This is a genomic window from Coprothermobacter platensis DSM 11748 (genome assembly GCF_000378005.1).
Taxonomy (GTDB): Bacteria; Coprothermobacterota; Coprothermobacteria; order Coprothermobacterales; family Coprothermobacteraceae; genus Coprothermobacter; species Coprothermobacter platensis.
The window spans coordinates 1,309,130-1,326,342 of record NZ_KB899040.1; the positions used below are offsets into that span (position 1 = coordinate 1,309,130).

16 protein-coding genes are annotated in these 17,213 nt (G+C 41.7%); 14 read left to right on the plus strand and 2 right to left on the minus strand.

What is annotated here, in order from left to right:
• The first annotated feature begins 1 nt into the window (after position 1).
• The 12 genes from D890_RS0106925 to trpA all read left to right on the plus strand — a co-directional run bounded on the left by D890_RS0106925 (position 2) and on the right by trpA (position 13,490).
• The gene (locus D890_RS0106925; RefSeq protein ID WP_018963794.1) at positions 2 to 871 is read left to right on the plus strand and encodes an ABC transporter ATP-binding protein; all 870 of its coding nucleotides are present in this window, start codon (positions 2 to 4) and stop codon (positions 869 to 871) included.
• A complete protein-coding gene (locus D890_RS0106930; protein ID WP_018963795.1) occupies positions 868 to 2,046 on the plus strand; it encodes an ABC transporter permease in 1,179 nt (392 codons plus the stop codon). The genes D890_RS0106925 and D890_RS0106930 overlap by 4 nt, the downstream gene beginning before the upstream one ends.
• Complete coding sequence (locus D890_RS0106935; protein ID WP_018963796.1) at positions 2,043 to 2,879, plus strand: hypothetical protein; 837 nt, start codon at positions 2,043 to 2,045, stop codon at positions 2,877 to 2,879. The genes D890_RS0106930 and D890_RS0106935 overlap by 4 nt, the downstream gene beginning before the upstream one ends.
• A gap of 1,308 nt (positions 2,880 to 4,187) precedes the next feature.
• Entirely contained in the window at positions 4,188 to 5,357 is a 1,170-nt protein-coding gene (locus D890_RS0106940; protein ID WP_156802699.1) for a hypothetical protein, read from the plus strand.
• Positions 5,358 to 5,395: 38 nt separating this feature from the next.
• The gene (locus tag D890_RS0106945; protein ID WP_018963798.1) at positions 5,396 to 6,556 is read left to right on the plus strand and encodes a hypothetical protein; all 1,161 of its coding nucleotides are present in this window, start codon (positions 5,396 to 5,398) and stop codon (positions 6,554 to 6,556) included.
• A 425-nt stretch (positions 6,557 to 6,981) separates the two neighbouring features.
• Positions 6,982 to 7,635, plus strand: a complete 654-nt coding sequence (locus tag D890_RS07790; protein ID WP_156802700.1) for a hypothetical protein — start codon at positions 6,982 to 6,984, stop codon at positions 7,633 to 7,635.
• Between the two features lie 100 nt (positions 7,636 to 7,735).
• Positions 7,736 to 8,770: a WD40/YVTN/BNR-like repeat-containing protein gene (locus tag D890_RS0106955; RefSeq protein ID WP_018963800.1), complete on the plus strand. Its 1,035-nt coding sequence runs from the start codon at positions 7,736 to 7,738 to the stop codon at positions 8,768 to 8,770.
• 138 nt (positions 8,771 to 8,908) lie between these two features.
• Positions 8,909 to 9,361 carry a PTS sugar transporter subunit IIA gene (locus D890_RS0106960; protein WP_018963801.1) on the plus strand — a complete coding sequence of 151 codons (453 nt, stop codon included), beginning with the start codon at positions 8,909 to 8,911 and terminating at the stop codon, positions 9,359 to 9,361.
• Between the two features lie 19 nt (positions 9,362 to 9,380).
• Positions 9,381 to 10,658: a PTS ascorbate transporter subunit IIC gene (locus tag D890_RS0106965; RefSeq protein WP_018963802.1), complete on the plus strand. Its 1,278-nt coding sequence runs from the start codon at positions 9,381 to 9,383 to the stop codon at positions 10,656 to 10,658.
• Positions 10,659 to 10,684: 26 nt separating this feature from the next.
• Entirely contained in the window at positions 10,685 to 10,984 is a 300-nt protein-coding gene (locus tag D890_RS0106970; RefSeq protein WP_018963803.1) for a PTS sugar transporter subunit IIB, read from the plus strand.
• Between the two features lie 487 nt (positions 10,985 to 11,471).
• Complete coding sequence (gene trpB, locus D890_RS0106985; RefSeq protein ID WP_018963806.1) at positions 11,472 to 12,662, plus strand: tryptophan synthase subunit beta; 1,191 nt, start codon at positions 11,472 to 11,474, stop codon at positions 12,660 to 12,662.
• A 15-nt stretch (positions 12,663 to 12,677) separates the two neighbouring features.
• Positions 12,678 to 13,490 carry a tryptophan synthase subunit alpha gene (trpA, locus tag D890_RS0106990; protein ID WP_018963807.1) on the plus strand — a complete coding sequence of 271 codons (813 nt, stop codon included), beginning with the start codon at positions 12,678 to 12,680 and terminating at the stop codon, positions 13,488 to 13,490.
• Between the two features lie 38 nt (positions 13,491 to 13,528).
• Here the strand turns inward: trpA and D890_RS0106995 are convergent, their stop codons facing one another.
• The gene (locus tag D890_RS0106995) at positions 13,529 to 14,929 is read right to left on the minus strand and encodes an MFS transporter (protein WP_018963808.1); all 1,401 of its coding nucleotides are present in this window, start codon (positions 14,927 to 14,929) and stop codon (positions 13,529 to 13,531) included.
• Between the two features lie 119 nt (positions 14,930 to 15,048).
• Here D890_RS0106995 and D890_RS0107000 point away from each other — a divergent pair, with 119 nt between their 5' ends.
• Positions 15,049 to 15,666, plus strand: a complete 618-nt coding sequence (locus D890_RS0107000) for a DsbA family oxidoreductase (RefSeq protein ID WP_018963809.1) — start codon at positions 15,049 to 15,051, stop codon at positions 15,664 to 15,666.
• 72 nt (positions 15,667 to 15,738) lie between these two features.
• Entirely contained in the window at positions 15,739 to 16,215 is a 477-nt protein-coding gene (locus tag D890_RS0107005; protein WP_018963810.1) for a DUF421 domain-containing protein, read from the plus strand.
• Positions 16,216 to 16,278: 63 nt separating this feature from the next.
• Here D890_RS0107005 and D890_RS0107010 read toward each other — a convergent pair whose 3' ends face one another.
• Positions 16,279 to 17,202, minus strand: a complete 924-nt coding sequence (locus tag D890_RS0107010; protein WP_018963811.1) for a phosphotriesterase family protein — start codon at positions 17,200 to 17,202, stop codon at positions 16,279 to 16,281.
• Positions 17,203 to 17,213 lie beyond the last annotated feature (11 nt).

Here is a 17,213-nt window from a genome sequence, read left to right on the forward strand (position 1 = left end):
AATGCAGCTCAGAACACAAAACCTAACCAAAAACTTTGGAGACAAATGTGCCGTGGACCATGTGAGTTTAACCTTTGAACGCGGTGTCTACGGCTTACTGGGCCCAAATGGAGCCGGAAAGACCACGCTCATGCGCATGTTGGTAGATGTTCTGCCGCCATCCTCAGGTAAAGTCACCCTTGACGGCATAACTATCGGAGAACTGGGAGCCAAATATCGGGACATACTCGGGTACATGCCACAAGAGATTGGCTATTACAGAGATTTCACAGCAAAACGCTTTTTACAGTACCTTAGCGCCCTCAAAGGGTTGGACCCAAGGTATGCAAACCGCAGAATTGATGAGCTTTTAGATTTGGTAGGTTTAGCCGATGTAAAAAACAAAAGGCTTGGGCAATTCTCTGGCGGCATGATAAGGCGCATAGGCATAGCACAGGCACTGCTTAACGATCCCAAGATTCTTATTCTGGATGAACCCACAGCCGGCTTAGACCCTAACGAGCGCATACGTTTTAGAAACATACTTTCAGAGCTCTCCGAAGACCGCATCGTCATACTTTCCACACACATCGTCTCTGATGTACAGTCCATAGCAGGCCAAGTTATTCTGCTTAAAGAAGGAAAAGTTATTAACTACGATACCACGGAAAACCTGCGTCGTTTGGTCGACGGAAAGGTTTGGCTTGCTAACGTTAGCCATCGCGAATTGAATGAACTTAAGCAGCGTTTCCCGATTGGCAACGTACTCCAAAAAGACGACCATTTTGAAATCCGTATAGTAAGCGATTCAAAACCACTTCCGGATGCAACACCGGCAGACCCGTCTTTAGAAGACGTCTTCGTTTACGTTTTTGGAGGAGAGGAAGAATGAACCTTATCGGTGTTGAGTTCAAGAAGATTATCTCAAAGAAATACGTTTGGATAATAGCTTTATTGGTTGCACTTTTCTATGCTTACCTCATTCTAAATCTTGCGAACAATTTTAACGTGATTTACACAAAAAATGCTCTTCAGCCAGTTTTTGATGAAATAATGGACGCAGCTTACAATCCTCAAGTGCAAGAATATATTATAAATAAAGGATTTAATGTTACTTTCGAGGAAATTCAACCCATGATTTCTCCTAAAATAACGCAAACTATTGAGCAGTACCAAGGCAAAGTATATGAAGGTTATGATGTAGCAAAAGAGTTGAAGGAAGAAGCAGCCTTGCGTATTGAAAGCCTGGTTGAGCGGAACGTCACCATAAGTCAAAGAATAGAAGAACTAAAGAATGCACCCGACACACCGCTCAACAGATATTTGCTTCAGCAGTACACCCACATGCCAAAAATGGAGCCCAACCTGACCCGTTGGGACGATTGGATAGATATAAACAACTCTATGCTTCCGTTATTGATAGCCTTTGTGATTATACTGGGCATATCTGGTGTTTACACGAGTGAGTACACCAGTAAAATGCATGGCATATTACTTACAACAAAAAACGGCAGGAGCAAACTCTTTTGGAGTAAGTTACTGGCAAGCTGCTTATTTGCCGCTCTGACTGTAATCATTTTTCAGGTTTTTGCAGCGCTACTTTACACGCATGTTTATGGCATTCCCTTTAAGAACACGCCAATGGACAGCCTTACATCCTTTTATAAAAGACCAAATACCATGTGGGCTTTGCAGTTTTATCTTTGCCAGCTCGTAGGCTCTTTGCTTGGAGCTATGGTACTTACAGCAGTAACGTTGTGCATATCGTCTTTCTGCCGCAGCAACTTAGCCAGCTTTTTCCTTTCAGGCATCTATTTTGCCTTAGGTACCCTTTACTCGCAAAATCTCGAAGGTCAATATATCAGCTCTAAAGTGACCATATTCGCTGATGTAAGCACATTCTCATTGATGTCCCTCACAGACGTTTTGGGGAATGGAAAGGTGTTTATTGTTGGAAACAGCGCCATCCCCACCATTGAGCTAACCGTTATTGCTCAAGCGGTTATATTCGCTGTAGCTCTTTCGCTAACCTATCTTTTCTACAATAGAAAGGAGATAGATGCATGATTAATAAAAGAGGCAGTAGACGTAATCTTATGATAGCTGAACTAAAAACGCTGCTAAATACTCGCTGGACATTTATCGTTCTTGGCGCTTATGCTTTATTTTCTTATGGAGTTTTCTTTTCTGAAGGATTCAGACAGATATGGGTGCAAGTGCTTGATGGAAACTTACTTACTACCATGTTTAATCTCTACATGCCAACATTTCTTTTCATAGTTGTACTTCTGAGTGCAGCACCAATTTTTGCCGGTGACAAGAAAAATGGTATGGAAGAGCTTGGGGATACCTGCTTCTACGGTAAAACGGTCAGGAGAAAAGCAAAAGTAGAAGCTATGGTTCTTTATACCTTTCTCGTCACAATAGCAGGCTTTTTTATAACGGCCATGATGTCATTAGTAAGTAAATCGCCTCTTAACCTTGCTAATAGAGCTTTTGAGGCAACAACTTCAGATGTAGTCATGAGTAATGGTCTATTTTACTTATTTTGCTTTGCCATGATTTTGCTTGGGCTGCTTGTGGTGACATCAGTAGTGGTACTTAGCTCTTCAAAAAGCGACGATGTAATTGTGCCTCTGGCATCAGGCATACTAATTTATGGAGTGGAACTGGCTCTATATCTCAAACCTGTAGCAAAAATTTTGTGGGATATAAACCTGTTTAGGATGCTTAGGCCTTACACAATGTTGCTTATTTCCTTGTATTTTGATTCCACCGCAAAAGCCATCGTAGCAAGCGTTATCATATTTTCCTTGCTAAGCGTAGGATTATTTGCGCTCACTATTAATAACCGTTCCCGGGTGAAGACAGAACGTGTCTTGTCTTCACAAAGTACGTAAGAACTATGAACGCATGGAGTGATTTTAAGGGTTTGCCCGTTTTTGTCAAGGCAAGCCCTGTTTATATGTTTAGTATCTAAAGAGTTGTTACGTGAAGCGCCCGAACTTGGTGTTTAGAACGCAGTAGCGTAGGAAGATCCTTGGATAGGCTACAAAAAGGTATACTGCCCTATACCTATATGTAGAACCCGACCAACGTGGAGTTGTATTCTAAAAGCAAATGGTCAAGCCGTTGCCAAGTCAGGATATCAGGGAATAGTGTAGAGGACATCCTTGGACAAATAGAAATGTACATGCAATGCTCTGCAGACGACTTTACATAAGACTTGGAAGCCAAATTTAAGATGGGTGCAGCGGTTTTACATGACTTGCTGAGAGCACGCTACAAACAGTGAAACTTGCATATACCAGCAAACTCGTAAAACTTCAGGAAGCTAAATCTGATGATTTGAAAATATTTACAAAGAGACTCAGACATAGCTGGTAGACTGGTATTGGCAAACATAACCATGTGCTCAAATATCTTATATTTCTGATGTGCTACCACCGACTTTTTCTTCGCACATTGCTGTTCGGGAGTGCCGAAGAGCAATCTAAACAGGAAGTTTGCAACATCACCCAAAACAATATATAATCGCAAGTTTAAAGGAATGCGATCTCATTCCAAAGCCATACAAGGATTTAGTAGACAGCCTCTTTGCAAATATTTTTCAGTTTCGGAATGGGGTCAAAGTCTGTTAATCACAGCATAAAGACCCAACTATTGTAGAACATAAAACCAGTAAGATACTCTGTTAATCCCTGGCTGCTATACGGGGGAATGAAAAAGCTCAGTTTTGAAAACATAGCGTAGATGCTACAGGCTTTCTCCAAGTTATAGGCATACTCGTGAGTGCTTTTTGCTTATAAAAAAGGCAACGCAATAGGCAAATGCCTAAGCTAATTGATATCTTTACGAAAAAACCGCCTGTAACTATTCTAATAGTAAAAAACGTGTGTGGGTTGTATTAGTCTTTGATACGTGGCAAAGGAAAATAAACGTTACCCGTAATGCCTGTAACGTAAGGAATTAGAAGCCCATAATGTCATGTAATCACTAATTTTGCTTTAGTTATAGGTATCATCCTAGTCAGAACCGAGTGTTTAGCACCAGTAAAAAGTCGCATTTTTCATCGAAGCCATGATAGACTTGTCAATAGGTAAAGGAAAGAGGTAGGAGTAACAATTAAGCATCCTGTGCAGGTAAGCTCAAACAAAGCTAAAATTCCTGTTCCGTCAATTGGGATTGGTCAGGCCCAGAGGTGTTAATTGAAAAAGAGTAGTCGTTTGTGTGTGTTGGTAGTCGCATTTGCTATTTGCTTTGCTGAATTATGTTTGTTTAGCGGTTGTTCTAATCCTACTAAGCAGGATACTACATTGTCAGGAAACATTATGTATCTATCAATAGTGTACACAGCTCTCGACCCAAGTGCTACAGACAGGTCGCAAGCAAGAACAACTTATTTCTATATTTATGACATCAGTAAGAAAGAACTGAAGAAGATGTACTCCATTACAGCTCCTTCTTCCTATCCTGTTGGAGTTGTAGATTACAAGAATTCCAAGGTTTATTATTCCATATGGGGCGATCTGAAAAATACTGCTGATAAGGCAGGAGACAAACTGCAGTGTTACGACCTTAAAACACATAAGACAACCGATATCACTTCAATGCACCATAGTTTCAATCAGATCACGTTGTTTGCCAATCAGATATTTGCCATTTCCGCAGGGCTAGAAAGTAATGGAAGTAGGCAGCTAACAAGAATAAACCCTATAACCCATGAATTTACACCAATTTCCCCAGATAACACGGACATTGAGTATAGAGATTATTCCATTGATTACAGTACAGGTGAGATACTCACCCTGTCATATTCTGATTTCTCAGATAGGCACGCTCCAGAAAGCAAAGATAACTCTGGTATCATTAAGGCACCACCTATATTCTTGTCTGTTACCAATACTCGCCTTGACACACCTAAAGTAATCTACACTTTTTCTCAGAGGCCATATTATTCTCCGTATGGGTATAATTGGGACAAAGATCCAGAAACAAAGAAGCTAGCTGAAAAGACGGCAAACAATCTGGATGTAGCCGCACCGAGCCGAATGGACAGCAATAATATACTCTTTTTGGGTGCTCCAGATGTGTTTAGCAATGATATAAAACTCAAGGTGCTCCACTTGGACACTAAAACCGTAGATGACTTCCCTATCAAAGGTGTAAAGTACTACTCAAGACCGCTTGTTTCGCCTAATAAAAAGGGCATGTTCATTTCTTTAAAGATGGAGAATGGTGAAGGCGGCATGTATTATTACACATTTGCTAATAAGAAATTGGAGTACTTGTTTTCCATAAACGATGTAAAGAAAGATCTGCTTACTCAGACTGCCAGCTCTTTAGTGACTACAGAAATACAATTGATTGTAGAATAATGACTTCTCGATAAGGTGTGGAAAACGGAGGTTTATCTATGAAGATGGCGATTAGAGGAACTTCTTTTTTTGCGGTGTTCATTTTATGTATAGAGTTATTCACGCTCAGTGGATGTTCTATTACCAGTTCATCAAATAAAAGTTCTATGGCTTATATATCATTAGTTTATACATACAGCGATACACAAGAAACGGACCCGTCAAAGAAAATTAAAACACTATTTTACATTTACGACTTAGCTAATAAGCAGTTAAAGCCCATATATAGTATCTCTGGTACGAGTATGTACTCAACCGGGATAGTGGATTACAAAAATTCCAAAGTCTACTACACAATGCCTGCTAACAATCACGATACATTGCAAGTCGACAACGAGGCAGGATACAAGTTAATTTCCTATGATTTAAAAACACATACAACTAAGGACATTACCGGTTTTCACCATGAATTTAAACAGCTTAACCTGCTTAATGGCAAAATCATTGGCATCGTGAAAGGTTCTGAAAGTAATGGGAATTCCCAGTTATCTTTAATTGACCCTGCCACTGGCATCGTCGAACCTATTTCCCCAGACGATACGGATGTAGTATATAGAGATTACTCTATTGACCATAGTACTGGCGAAATACTTACGCTAACCTACTCAGACTTTGCACGAAGGAATGAAAATGTAGGTATAAGTACAAGAACAGTATTACCATGTCCCTACTACCTTTCTGTAACGGACTCAAAGCTTAGCCCACCTAAGGTGATTTATACATTCTCTAGGTATATCTATTATACAGAATATGGATCTAGCTTGCATGAGGACCCACAGCTAACAGAGCTGGCACTCCGAACAGCGAACAACATAGAGGTAAAGGCAGCAAGCAGAATGGATGATAACAACATACTTGTCATAGCTGCTACGTCTTCTTTAACCAATAACGCTACACTGAAGATACTTCATCTGGATAAAAAAACTGTTGACGACTTTCCGATCGCAGGTGTCAAGTATTATTCAAAACCACTTGCTACACTTGACAGAAAAGGCATGATCATGAATTTAGTTATGCAGGATGGAACGAGTGGCACATATTACTACAAGTTTGCCGACAAAAGCTTAAAACTGCTTTTCTCACTTCAGGATGCACAGAAAGGGCTGCCTAATACTGCAACGCACCTGAATCTTATAGATATGGAATTTGTAGTGCAATAAACTTTCTACTTATTTGCATACGCTTAAGACTTAGAAAAAGGAAAGCTTAATACTGTAAAATCTATAGATCCGTACAAGTCACGTATTGAGACTGAAACAAATGTAGGTAGTTAAAACATCGCAGAGTCGGCGAAAATCTTCATATGACGGCCGTAGAATTGGATAAACAAGATCAGTGTCTACACACTAAGTTCCTGCGCAAGGGCAAAAACGTGTTTTGTCTTCACAAAGTACGTAAGAACCTACCGCCTCGAAAAGAGGGCTTTCTAATCAGTGCATATTTAGTTTCTGAAGAGCTACTTGACTTGCACGAAAAAAAAGATTAGACTAAAAGATGATAGAGGGGATGAGGTAATATGAGATAGTTAAAAAGGGAGTTATGGAGTATGAGGAAGCTAAAAGCAGAAACAAAAGGGGGTAAAAGTATGAAAAAGACAGTGAGAAACATTATCATTTTCCTGGTAATAACCGCATTGGTGGGAACCTTTTCGCCCATGGGGATGAAGCAGTCCGCTGCTCAAATAACAACACCAGAAGAAACCGTATATCAATATATCAGTGCACTAAACAACCATAACTGGAATGAAGTTGTCTCCTTGCTTACAGGTGATGAGCAAAGTGCAGTAAAGGGCTTCATAGCTAATCCAGAAAATGAAGGCCAAGACATTTTAGGTGTCTTAAGCGCTCAAATTGTTGAAATTAAAGAAATGCCTTCGGATGCAGCCAGATTCGCGACAACAGTAGATTCGTATAGATCCACTTACGGCGATGTTCACGTGTTTTATGCTGGCATAAACTATACCGTTGAAAACGAAAGCGAATTTTACCTGAATGGTGTCAACTACAACTTGATAGTGGTGGTTCCTGAAAACGGTAGTTGGCGCATAGTTCAATTCTCAATGGCACCGATTGATACCTTTGTAAAATGGGGCTATGGTTTTAATTCCCCATCAGAGAATGCAGCCCTAGAAGTGCTCAAACAGAGAGAAGAAGGTAGGATAGTCAATTATCAAGGCAAACTTCTTGGGACAAATATAGCAACTGAAGAACAGCTTAATGAGGAGAAAGGCGAACAATAATTCAGCAAATGCAATAGAAAGTGCAGCATAAACTTTTAAATAACTTCCTGAGGTGGACCGTTTTTCTGGTTTACCTCAGGACTTAAAAACGGAGGGGGAAATGGGGAAATTAATTAAGAACATTTTATTGGTTTTATTGGCTTGTGCTTGCATCTTTCCCTTAGTAGGATGCAATAGTAAACAGAATTCAGCAAATAATAGCGACAAAGCTTTTACAAAACCGCCAACAGTAGCAGAGGTTAAAAAGGTAAATCTCCCTGAAAATGCATATCCTCTTTACGTAAATGAACAAAAGCATCTTATTCTTGCTTTGGTTAGTGTAGATAGTCAAAAGAGCAGCATTCTTTTTGGTAAAGACGCTTCACATCTTAACAAGATTATGGAAATCGACTATCCTGCAGCTAAACTTTTTGCAGATCCTTTAAATGAGGACAAAATGTATCTACTGGGGTTTGGAGTGGCAAACAAAACGAATGCCGTTTATTTCAGCAAAGATGCTGGCAACAACTGGAATCGTATTGATGCCCCGGCAAATTTTTCTACAGTCGGCTTTTCTTATGATGGATTTGTTTATTTTGCGGGACCCGGCGAAAAGATGCCATGTTACATTTACAAATCGGATGATAACCAGCACTTCACCGAAGTTTATGAAGCGGAACTTAATCACGATATAATGTCGCTCACTTTTAATCCGGATAATCAAAAAATCATCTGGACATTTGGAGATTTAGGCATTTTTATAAGCAAAGATGCTGGAAAAACCTTCAAAAACTTAAACGTATCTGACAGAGCGTTAACCGATGGAGCTCTGGATCCGTATAACTACAATGTAGTCTACGTCGGTTTGGGTAACTACGGATTATTCAAAGTAAAGGATGATGGGACAGTTCAAGGCGTTTATACATCAAAACAACCTACAGAGCGTTTTATATCCGTTTTGACGGATTTCACACATAAAATAACTTATGCATTGGATGACAATGGCACTGTCTTTGTCATTCTAAAGGGCAACGTTTATAAGCTTGGCACATCTCTTAATAGCGCACCATTAGGATTATCAGAGGATGGAGAAAACAACCTTTATGTGCAATATGATGGTTATTACTACAGAATAGAACTGAATACTCCTTCATAGAACATAGATGTTCTCACCACTCCTCTGAAAAGGCAAACGCTCTTCAGCGGTTCACAGCGAACACATAATATGTTTTCGAACATGAAGGTAAAAGCAGCTAAAATTAAAGTATAAAAACCTTTTCAGGGGAGGAGCGCAATGCTTGAAAGCATTCTGACAGAAAAAGCAATCAAACTAAAGGCGCAGGCAAAAGATTGGCAGGAAGCAGTACGCTTAGGCGGTGAGCTTTTAGTAAATGCAGGCTTTGTACACCCTGCTTATGTCGATGCTATGGTGGAAACGGTAAGAGAGCTTGGTCCTTACAGCGTCATATCACCAGGCATCGCCATGCCACATGCAAGGCCTGAAGCAGGTGTCATAAAACACGGTTTGAGCTTGCTCACTTTAGCCACGCCGGTAGAATTTGGAAACAAGGAAAATGACCCCGTAGACATTGTGGTTTCTTTTTGTGCCACAGACAATACATCCCATATCCAAATGCTCGCAGAGCTTGCTCAACTTCTCGGCAGCGAAGAGGCTTTGTCCACTATAAGGAACGCTGAGGAGGTGAAAACAGTAGTTGATCTACTGAAAAGCTTCAAATTCACATAAAAAAGGAGAGTGATGGTCTATGGTAGCGTTCATTAATTTTCTGGTGAACAATATTTTCAACCAAGTAGCCATACTCATAGGCATTGTAGCCATGGTCGGCCTTATATTGCAAAGAAAGCCCATTGAAGAAGTCATATCAGGAACAATAAAAGCAGTTGTAGGCATACTCATAATGACCGCTGGAACAAACCTCTTCACAGCAGGCTTGTCTTCATTCCAAACCATTGTTTCTTCTGCTTTCGGTATAACGGCTCCTGTAGCTCAGAGCACATTGGATAACTTCACAACAAATTTCGGAAGTGTAGCGGTATCCATAATGGCGCTGGGTTTTCTCTTCCATCTCATATTGGTTCGTCTGTTTAACACGGGATTTGTGTATTTAACAGGCCATCTCATGTGGTGGATTTCCTTAGTCATAACAGCCAGCTTTATAGAAGTGTTTCCAACCATGAATCAAGGCTGGCTTATCGTTATAGGCGCTTTTCTTATTTCACTATACTGGACTTTGCAGCCGCGCATCATCCATAAGTACATGAGAAAAGTTACACACAGCGATGAAGTGGGTTATGGTCATACCTCGTCCAGTGTAGCTTACATGGGCGCTGCATTGGGTGGTTACGTAGGCAAACCTGAAGAAAGCACCGAGAAAATCAATATACCCAAACGCCTTTCCTTCATGAACGACATAACCGTGGGAACGGCATTTATTATCGGTATCATCATACTCATAGCTGTTTTCTTCGCTGACAGAAACGTGGTCACCCAGCTTGCAGGTAATATGAATTTTGTGGTTTGGGCAATTCTGCAGGGTTTACAGTTTGCAGCAGGTATAACCATACTCCTGTACGGTGTGAGGATGTTCTTAGGAGAAATCGTTCCTGCTTTTAGAGGTATTTCCCAAAAGCTCATACCCGGTGCCAGGCCCGCTTTGGATGTGCCAGTTGTATTCCCTTATGCGCCTACAGCGGTGCTTATCGGTTTTATCAGTTCAACGGTGGTTTTTCTCATACTAATGGTCATTTTTGGCATGACTGGGTTTGCTACCATCGTTCCTTCTATGATCATGCTTTTCTTCCCAGGAGCTGGCGCAGCCATTTTTGGTAACGCAACAGGAGGTTGGAAAGGTGCAGTACTTGCCGGTGCGATAAATGGTATATTCTTGGCATTTGGCCAAGCTATAACATGGCCCATGCTCAGTGGTACAGCGCCAGAACTCGCAGTGCTGGCTGATCCAGATTGGTATATAATCACATGGCTTATCATAGGCATTGGAAGCTTAGTTAAATCCGTATTCTGATACAAACACAAACGGAGGTGCGTTTAGTGTCCGATAAATTGAAAATAGTAGCCGCGTGCGGCGTTGGCATGGGAAGCAGCCTAATTCTAAAGATGAATATCGAAGATGTACTAAAAGAATTGAAGGTACCAGCTACAGTGGATCATTCTGATATCAGCAGCTTGATTGGAACAAACTACGACATCGTAGTGGTTCAAACATTCTACGCTGATCAAGTGAAGAACTACGGTAAAGTGGTCGTTGCTGTAGATGACTTCTTAAACAAAGACAAGCTCAAAGAAAAGCTACAGGAGGCTTTTAAAACCTTGGGCGTAGAAGCGCAGTGAACAGTACCGCCTTGTTAACATACATTTAGCGTGAAGAGTGGTCCCCGTGCGTTAAAGTGGATTGCAATAAACCTTCAGGAGGTGAAATACATGCGGTTCACAGTTTACGTCTCAAGTAAACATCCGCTTACCGCCTTGAAACAAAGCGATTTGCGGAAGAACATTGTTTCCACGGGGGCCACATTAGAGTGGCGCAATACTCACCTCCTTTGGCGCTGGCGAAGCGCTTTATAATCTCTGTCTATTTAAGACCTCTGCAAACACTATTGGCTCATCACTAAAGAAACCGTTTGCTTCTTTTTCGTTTACCTTTGAAGCATTTATGAGCCACATTTTCAACTTTCTTCTTGCTTCAACACCACAGAACAGTATCCATTGTTTTGGAGGTGCTGGCAACAGCTTTTGCCCTGAAATGTACTGCAAATACATGGATATGGCGGCTGTTAGAAGAAATTCCCAACTTATGAATTTATGAGGAGGTTTTCATATGATACCTAATGCAAAAGCGAAATTCGGTGAGTTCGGAGGGCAGTATGTACCTGAAGTAGTAATGCAAGCATTAATTGAATTGGACGAAGCATTCAACGATGCCATCAACGATGAACAGTTCATAAAAGAATACCACTACTACCTCAGCGAATACGATGGGCGTCCCACGCCACTTTACTACGCAGAAAACTTGACGAAAAAATTGGGTGGAGCAAAAATATATTTGAAAAGAGAAGATTTGAACCACACAGGTGCTCACAAAATAAATAACGCCTTAGGACAAATACTGCTAGCAAAACGCATGGGGAAGAAACGCATTATTGCGGAAACAGGAGCTGGGCAGCATGGTGTGGCAACAGCTACCGTGGCAGCAATGTTTGGGATGGACTGTGAGATATTCATGGGGGCAGAAGATGTAGAGCGTCAGCGTCTCAATGTATTTCGCATGGAACTTCTGGGCGCCAAAGTACGCAGTGTGACTTCTGGAAGCTCCACCCTCAAAGACGCTGTAAATGAAGCGATAAAAGATTGGGCTGCAAACATCAACGACACGTTCTATTTAATAGGCTCAGCCGTGGGTCCTTACCCTTATCCACTCATGGTAAGAGAATTTCAAAAAGTCATCGGTGAAGAAGCACGTAAGCAAATAATAGAGAAAGAAAACAGGCTTCCTGATTATGTAGTTGCTTGCGTTGGTGGAGGGAGCAACGCCATAGGGATATTCTATCCATTTGTCGGTGACAAAGAAGTAAAACTCGTAGGGGTAGAAGCTGCAGGCAAGGGATTAGATACCAACATGCATGCCGCCACATTTAACCGCGGAACAGTAGGCATCATCCATGGCATGAAAACCTATCTGCTCCAGAGTCCTGACGGCGAAATAACGGCTCCTTATTCCATAGCAGCCGGATTAGATTACCCCGGTGTGGGGCCGGAACACAGCTATTTAAAAGAAACAAACAGAGCCACATACGAAAGCGCCACTGACGAAGAAGCGTTGGAAGCCTTTGAAACGCTTTCAAAAGTAGAGGGAATTATCCCCGCACTGGAAAGTGCGCATGCCGTTGCTTATGCAATGAAGAAAGCTCCAGAGCTCAGTAAAAACCACATCATTGTTGTAAATCTCTCTGGCAGAGGCGACAAAGACGTTCAACAAGTAGCAAAAATAAAAGGCATCGAAGAGGAATAAAGGGGGTAGAGCGCCGTGGAAAACAGCAGAATAGAAAACACTTTCAACAGCATAAAACAGAACCATAGAAAAGCTCTCATAGCTCACATCACAGCAGGATATCCCAACTTGCAAAGTTTGATGCCCATAATGCAGAGTTTGCAAGCAGGTGGTGCAGACATACTACAGATTGGAATACCTTTTTTAGACCCTGTAGGCGATGCTCCCATAGTTCAGAAAGCCTCGCAAAAAGCCATAGAAAACCATTTCACCATAGGAGATTTCTTCCGTACATTGACTAACATACGTCAAGAGATTCAATCCCCCATTGTTCTAAAAGCGTATTACACAAGCATTTTCGGCTACGGGGAAGATAAATTCATTGATGAATGCAGTGCATCGGGGACCGATGCTGTAACCGTTCCAGACTTACCTTTGGAAGAAAGCAGCTCTCTAAGAGAAAAGTTGCACACCCATGGTATACCGCTGATATACACCATGGTACCGGCTTCCACAGAAAGGATGAACGCCATAGCGCACGTAAGCCAGGAATTCATATATCTTTTACCTGAGTACAATCCAGATGAAAAAACATTTATCGATGGGATAAACAACTTTGCTCGCAAGGTAAGAGATATTACTCAATTACCACTTTGCCTGGGTATGGAACTAAGTGATCACGAATCCTTTAAAACCGTATCAAGCGGAGCTCAGATAGATGGGTTGCTCATTGGAGATATTCTCATGAAGAAGATTTGCAGCGCTGTTGAAAAGGGAGCGTTCACGTCAATTACGGAACAATTGGAGCAAGCAGTAAAAGGCTTCTATTCATTGCAAGCCATTAGATAAAAAGCCGTTGGGGGAAGGCCAATGTTCTTCCCCCAATATTACTGCTGTACATGACTACCACGCACAGCAGAGCTTATGGCACAAAGTATGTCTATAGCCACGCCCGTCAGGTAAGCGACGCGAAGAGCGTTCATAAATGCTATATTTTCAAGTGCTTTTCCTGTTAAAGAAAGATGCAGAGAGTAGTACTTAGAGAGGTTAGAGAACACAGCGCCACCCACCGCTATGCCCAATACCATACCTACGTTCCGCATAGTGGCTAAAAAGGAAGATGCTACGCCAAGACGGTGGCGTGGCACACTGCCCATGACGGAACTATTATTGGGTGATTGAAACAAACCGTTTCCGACACCAAATATGATTAGGTTGAGTATGATTCTCCATAGCGGGCTTTCCAATGTGAGCGTGGACATGAGAAATATACCTATTGCGCTTATGACGGCGCCTAACGTACTCAAGCCACGTGCTCCCATCCTGTCAGATAAAACGCCGCTTATGGGAGACATGACCAACATTGCAGCAGGAAAAGCCGTCATCAAAGCTCCCGCTTCACTGGCACTCATCCCCCTTTGCGTCAGGTAAAAGGGCGTAAGGAATGTCATAATGTACTGGGCGCTAAAGTTTAGAAGCGTACTCGTTGTCCCAGCGGTAAAAAGTCTTATTTTGAACAGTGATAAATCCAACATAGGATCAGGCCGGTGGCTTTCAGCCTGAATCAATCCTGTAAGCGAGATTATAGAAATTGCCAGCAAAGAGATACCCTGCAAAGAAGCCCATCCCCACTGACTACCGCGGTTTATATAAAGTAACAATGTAAAGAGAAAAGAGAAGGCAAGAACTGCGCCCACATAATCAAAACGCTCATTGAGGCGTGTGGAACGTTTTGGAATAACCAACTGTGCCCATAAGAGAGCTGCTAAACCAATAGGCACGTTTATGAAAAAGATGTACTGCCAGCCAAAATTGGAAACAAGAAAACCACCCAAGCTTGGTCCTATGGCAAGTCCCACAGCAACAGACATGGCATTTATACCCAGTGCTCTTCCTCTTTCGCTGGCTGGAAATACCGCTGTTAATATGGCAGGGGTCATGGAAAGAAGCATACCGCCACCGATAGCCTGCAAGACACGTCCTATTATGAGCATGGTTATAGTGTGAGAGAAACCACAAAACGCTGATGAAAGTGTAAAGCAAAGCAATCCTATTTGGTATACAGGCCTGTAACCAATAATGTCCCCTAACCTACCAAATGCCAGCAGAGTGCTGCTAACCACCAAAAGATAAGCCATGGAAACCCAACTGACCATGTCCAATGGCGAATGGAAAACATTGGACAGTGTGGGCATGGCGATATTCATGATGCTGCCATCTATGGGAGCCATTATGCTTCCAAGCATTACAGCCACAAGTATTGACCATTTATTAACGCGTTCTTCCATACAGGTTAAATTATATCCGCATGAAATCTGTTATTGCATAAAGCACTTTTTAATGTATAGAACAGAGTAATAGACGGTATTAGCCATTTACCTTACAAAACAAAGGAGGATAACAACACATGACCATAGAGTTTTTTCATGACGTGCTGTGTGCGTGGTGCTATGCCTTTTCTCCCCGAGTTAGGAAACTCGTAGAAGAATTTCCAGAAATACAAGTAATCCACAGAGCGTTTCCGTTAGCTCCGGAGCCCATCTCTATTTCAGAAATGTTCGGCAGTAAAGAAAGAGGTAAAGAAGAGATACTTAAACACTGGGAAGCAGCAAACATAAACGATGACCAGCATAGGATAAATACCCAGCTCATGATGACTAAAGATTTCGATTACCCTTACTCCACACCAGGTTTATTAGCTTGCAAAGCTGCAGAAAAGCAGGGTGGGCAAGCGATGCACTGGGACTATTTCGACAGACTACAAAAAGCTCACCTTAGTGAATGCAGAAACATAGCAGACAAAGAAGTGCTTTTAGACGTAGCAAGAGAGCTCGGTTTGAACATGGAGCAATTCGAAAAAGATATGGAGAGCAAAGAAACAATGCAAGCATTACAGGAAGACATAGAGAGAGCGATGGAGCTTGGCGTAAGTGCCACCCCTACTTTAGTGGCAAACGGTCATTCACTCGCAGGTGCTGTCTCTTACCAGCGGCTGAGGAATTGGTATCTTTCTCTGGCAACATAGCAGCAAATCACTATTTCTGAAATCTTCATAACCTTATTGATGCTAAACTTTCCCCATGAGGGGTGAGATGTTATGGCCAGCCAAATCTTTTCCATAGCCTTCAGATCCGTAGTTGTTTATCTTTTTATCGTAGCCTGCACACGTTTATTCGGCAAGACAGAACTTTCACAGCTTTCTTTGATAGATTTGGTTTTGATCCTGCTCATCAGTAACTCTGTTCAAAACGCCATGGTCGGTTCTGACTCCACTCTCTTGGGAGGCATAGTAGCAGCGGGTATCCTTTTTATCGTTGATTATATCTTGAAGTTTCTACTGGATAAATTCCCCAAGTTGAGTAAAACTGTTCAAGGAGAGCCTATCCTGCTCATTTACAAAGGCGAGATAAACAAGAATAATCTTAACAAAGCAAAAATGGATACCAGCGACCTTGCAGAAGCTTTACGTCAAAACGGTATCATAAACATAAAAGATGTTAAGCTGGCCATATTGGAAGTAGATGGTCACGTAAGCATTATTCCATATGGCAAAGAAGAACAAAGTGGCAACTAAAAGGGGTACCAAGCCTATTACTTAGTTGCCACTTTGTTCTTTGACCAACCAAGCACTTACGACTTAATAAGCCAAAAACTGCCTTGGATTACAAACGAGCATTTTCTCGATGATCTCATCAGTAACACCATTATTCTTGAGCATCGGGATAAATTTCTCATAAATGCTCACATACCCATGCCCACCAAAAGCTTTTAGATATGTACTTCGCGTAATATCACATGAGAGCATTATTCTATCTTCGTAACCGGCGTCCAGTAGCGTAAGAATACCTTTTACTCTATCGTCATCAGAACGGTAATTGTTCTTACCCGTAGTGTCATATTGTATGTAAGCGCCCCATTTCAAAACCTCTTTTTGCGAGCTAAGATCAGGATTCAAATCTTGGTGCCCGAAGGACACTTTAGAAGGATCTATCCCGTTACTATCAAAGATAGCCATCTGATCTACAACCATGGTACCCATTTCACAATGTGTACTTATGGGAGCACCTGTCTCCTTATGCGAATCGCATACACATTCAAAAACCTTTCTTTCCAGTGGTGTTATTTCATTCAGACTGCTTCCTATTTCGCCATAGAACCCTGCTCTAATATGTGTTCCTTCCATGCCGACAAGAATGTCATTGGAAAGTTTTTCGGCTAATTGCTCTTTGGACAAAGCAGCTACTTCTGCCGGATAAAAACCTTCTTTGTAGTAACCGGTACCTGCAATGATATTCATATTCGTTTCGTTGGAGATCCTGAGCAAACGCTCAGGATCTCTGCCCATACCCATATTTGTTTGTTCAACAATGGTGTTAAAGCCATGCTCGAGCAGTCGTTTAAGTTCTTCTTCTATGGCAAACAATGTTTCTGACCAGCCAAGAATGGACACACTGTCACCACGTATTTTACTTAGGTCGAAGACGATATGCTCGTGAATCATCGTCCGATTAATGCTATCTGGTTCTATGTTACCTGAAACGGCATGGACTAATTTTGACATTACCATTCATA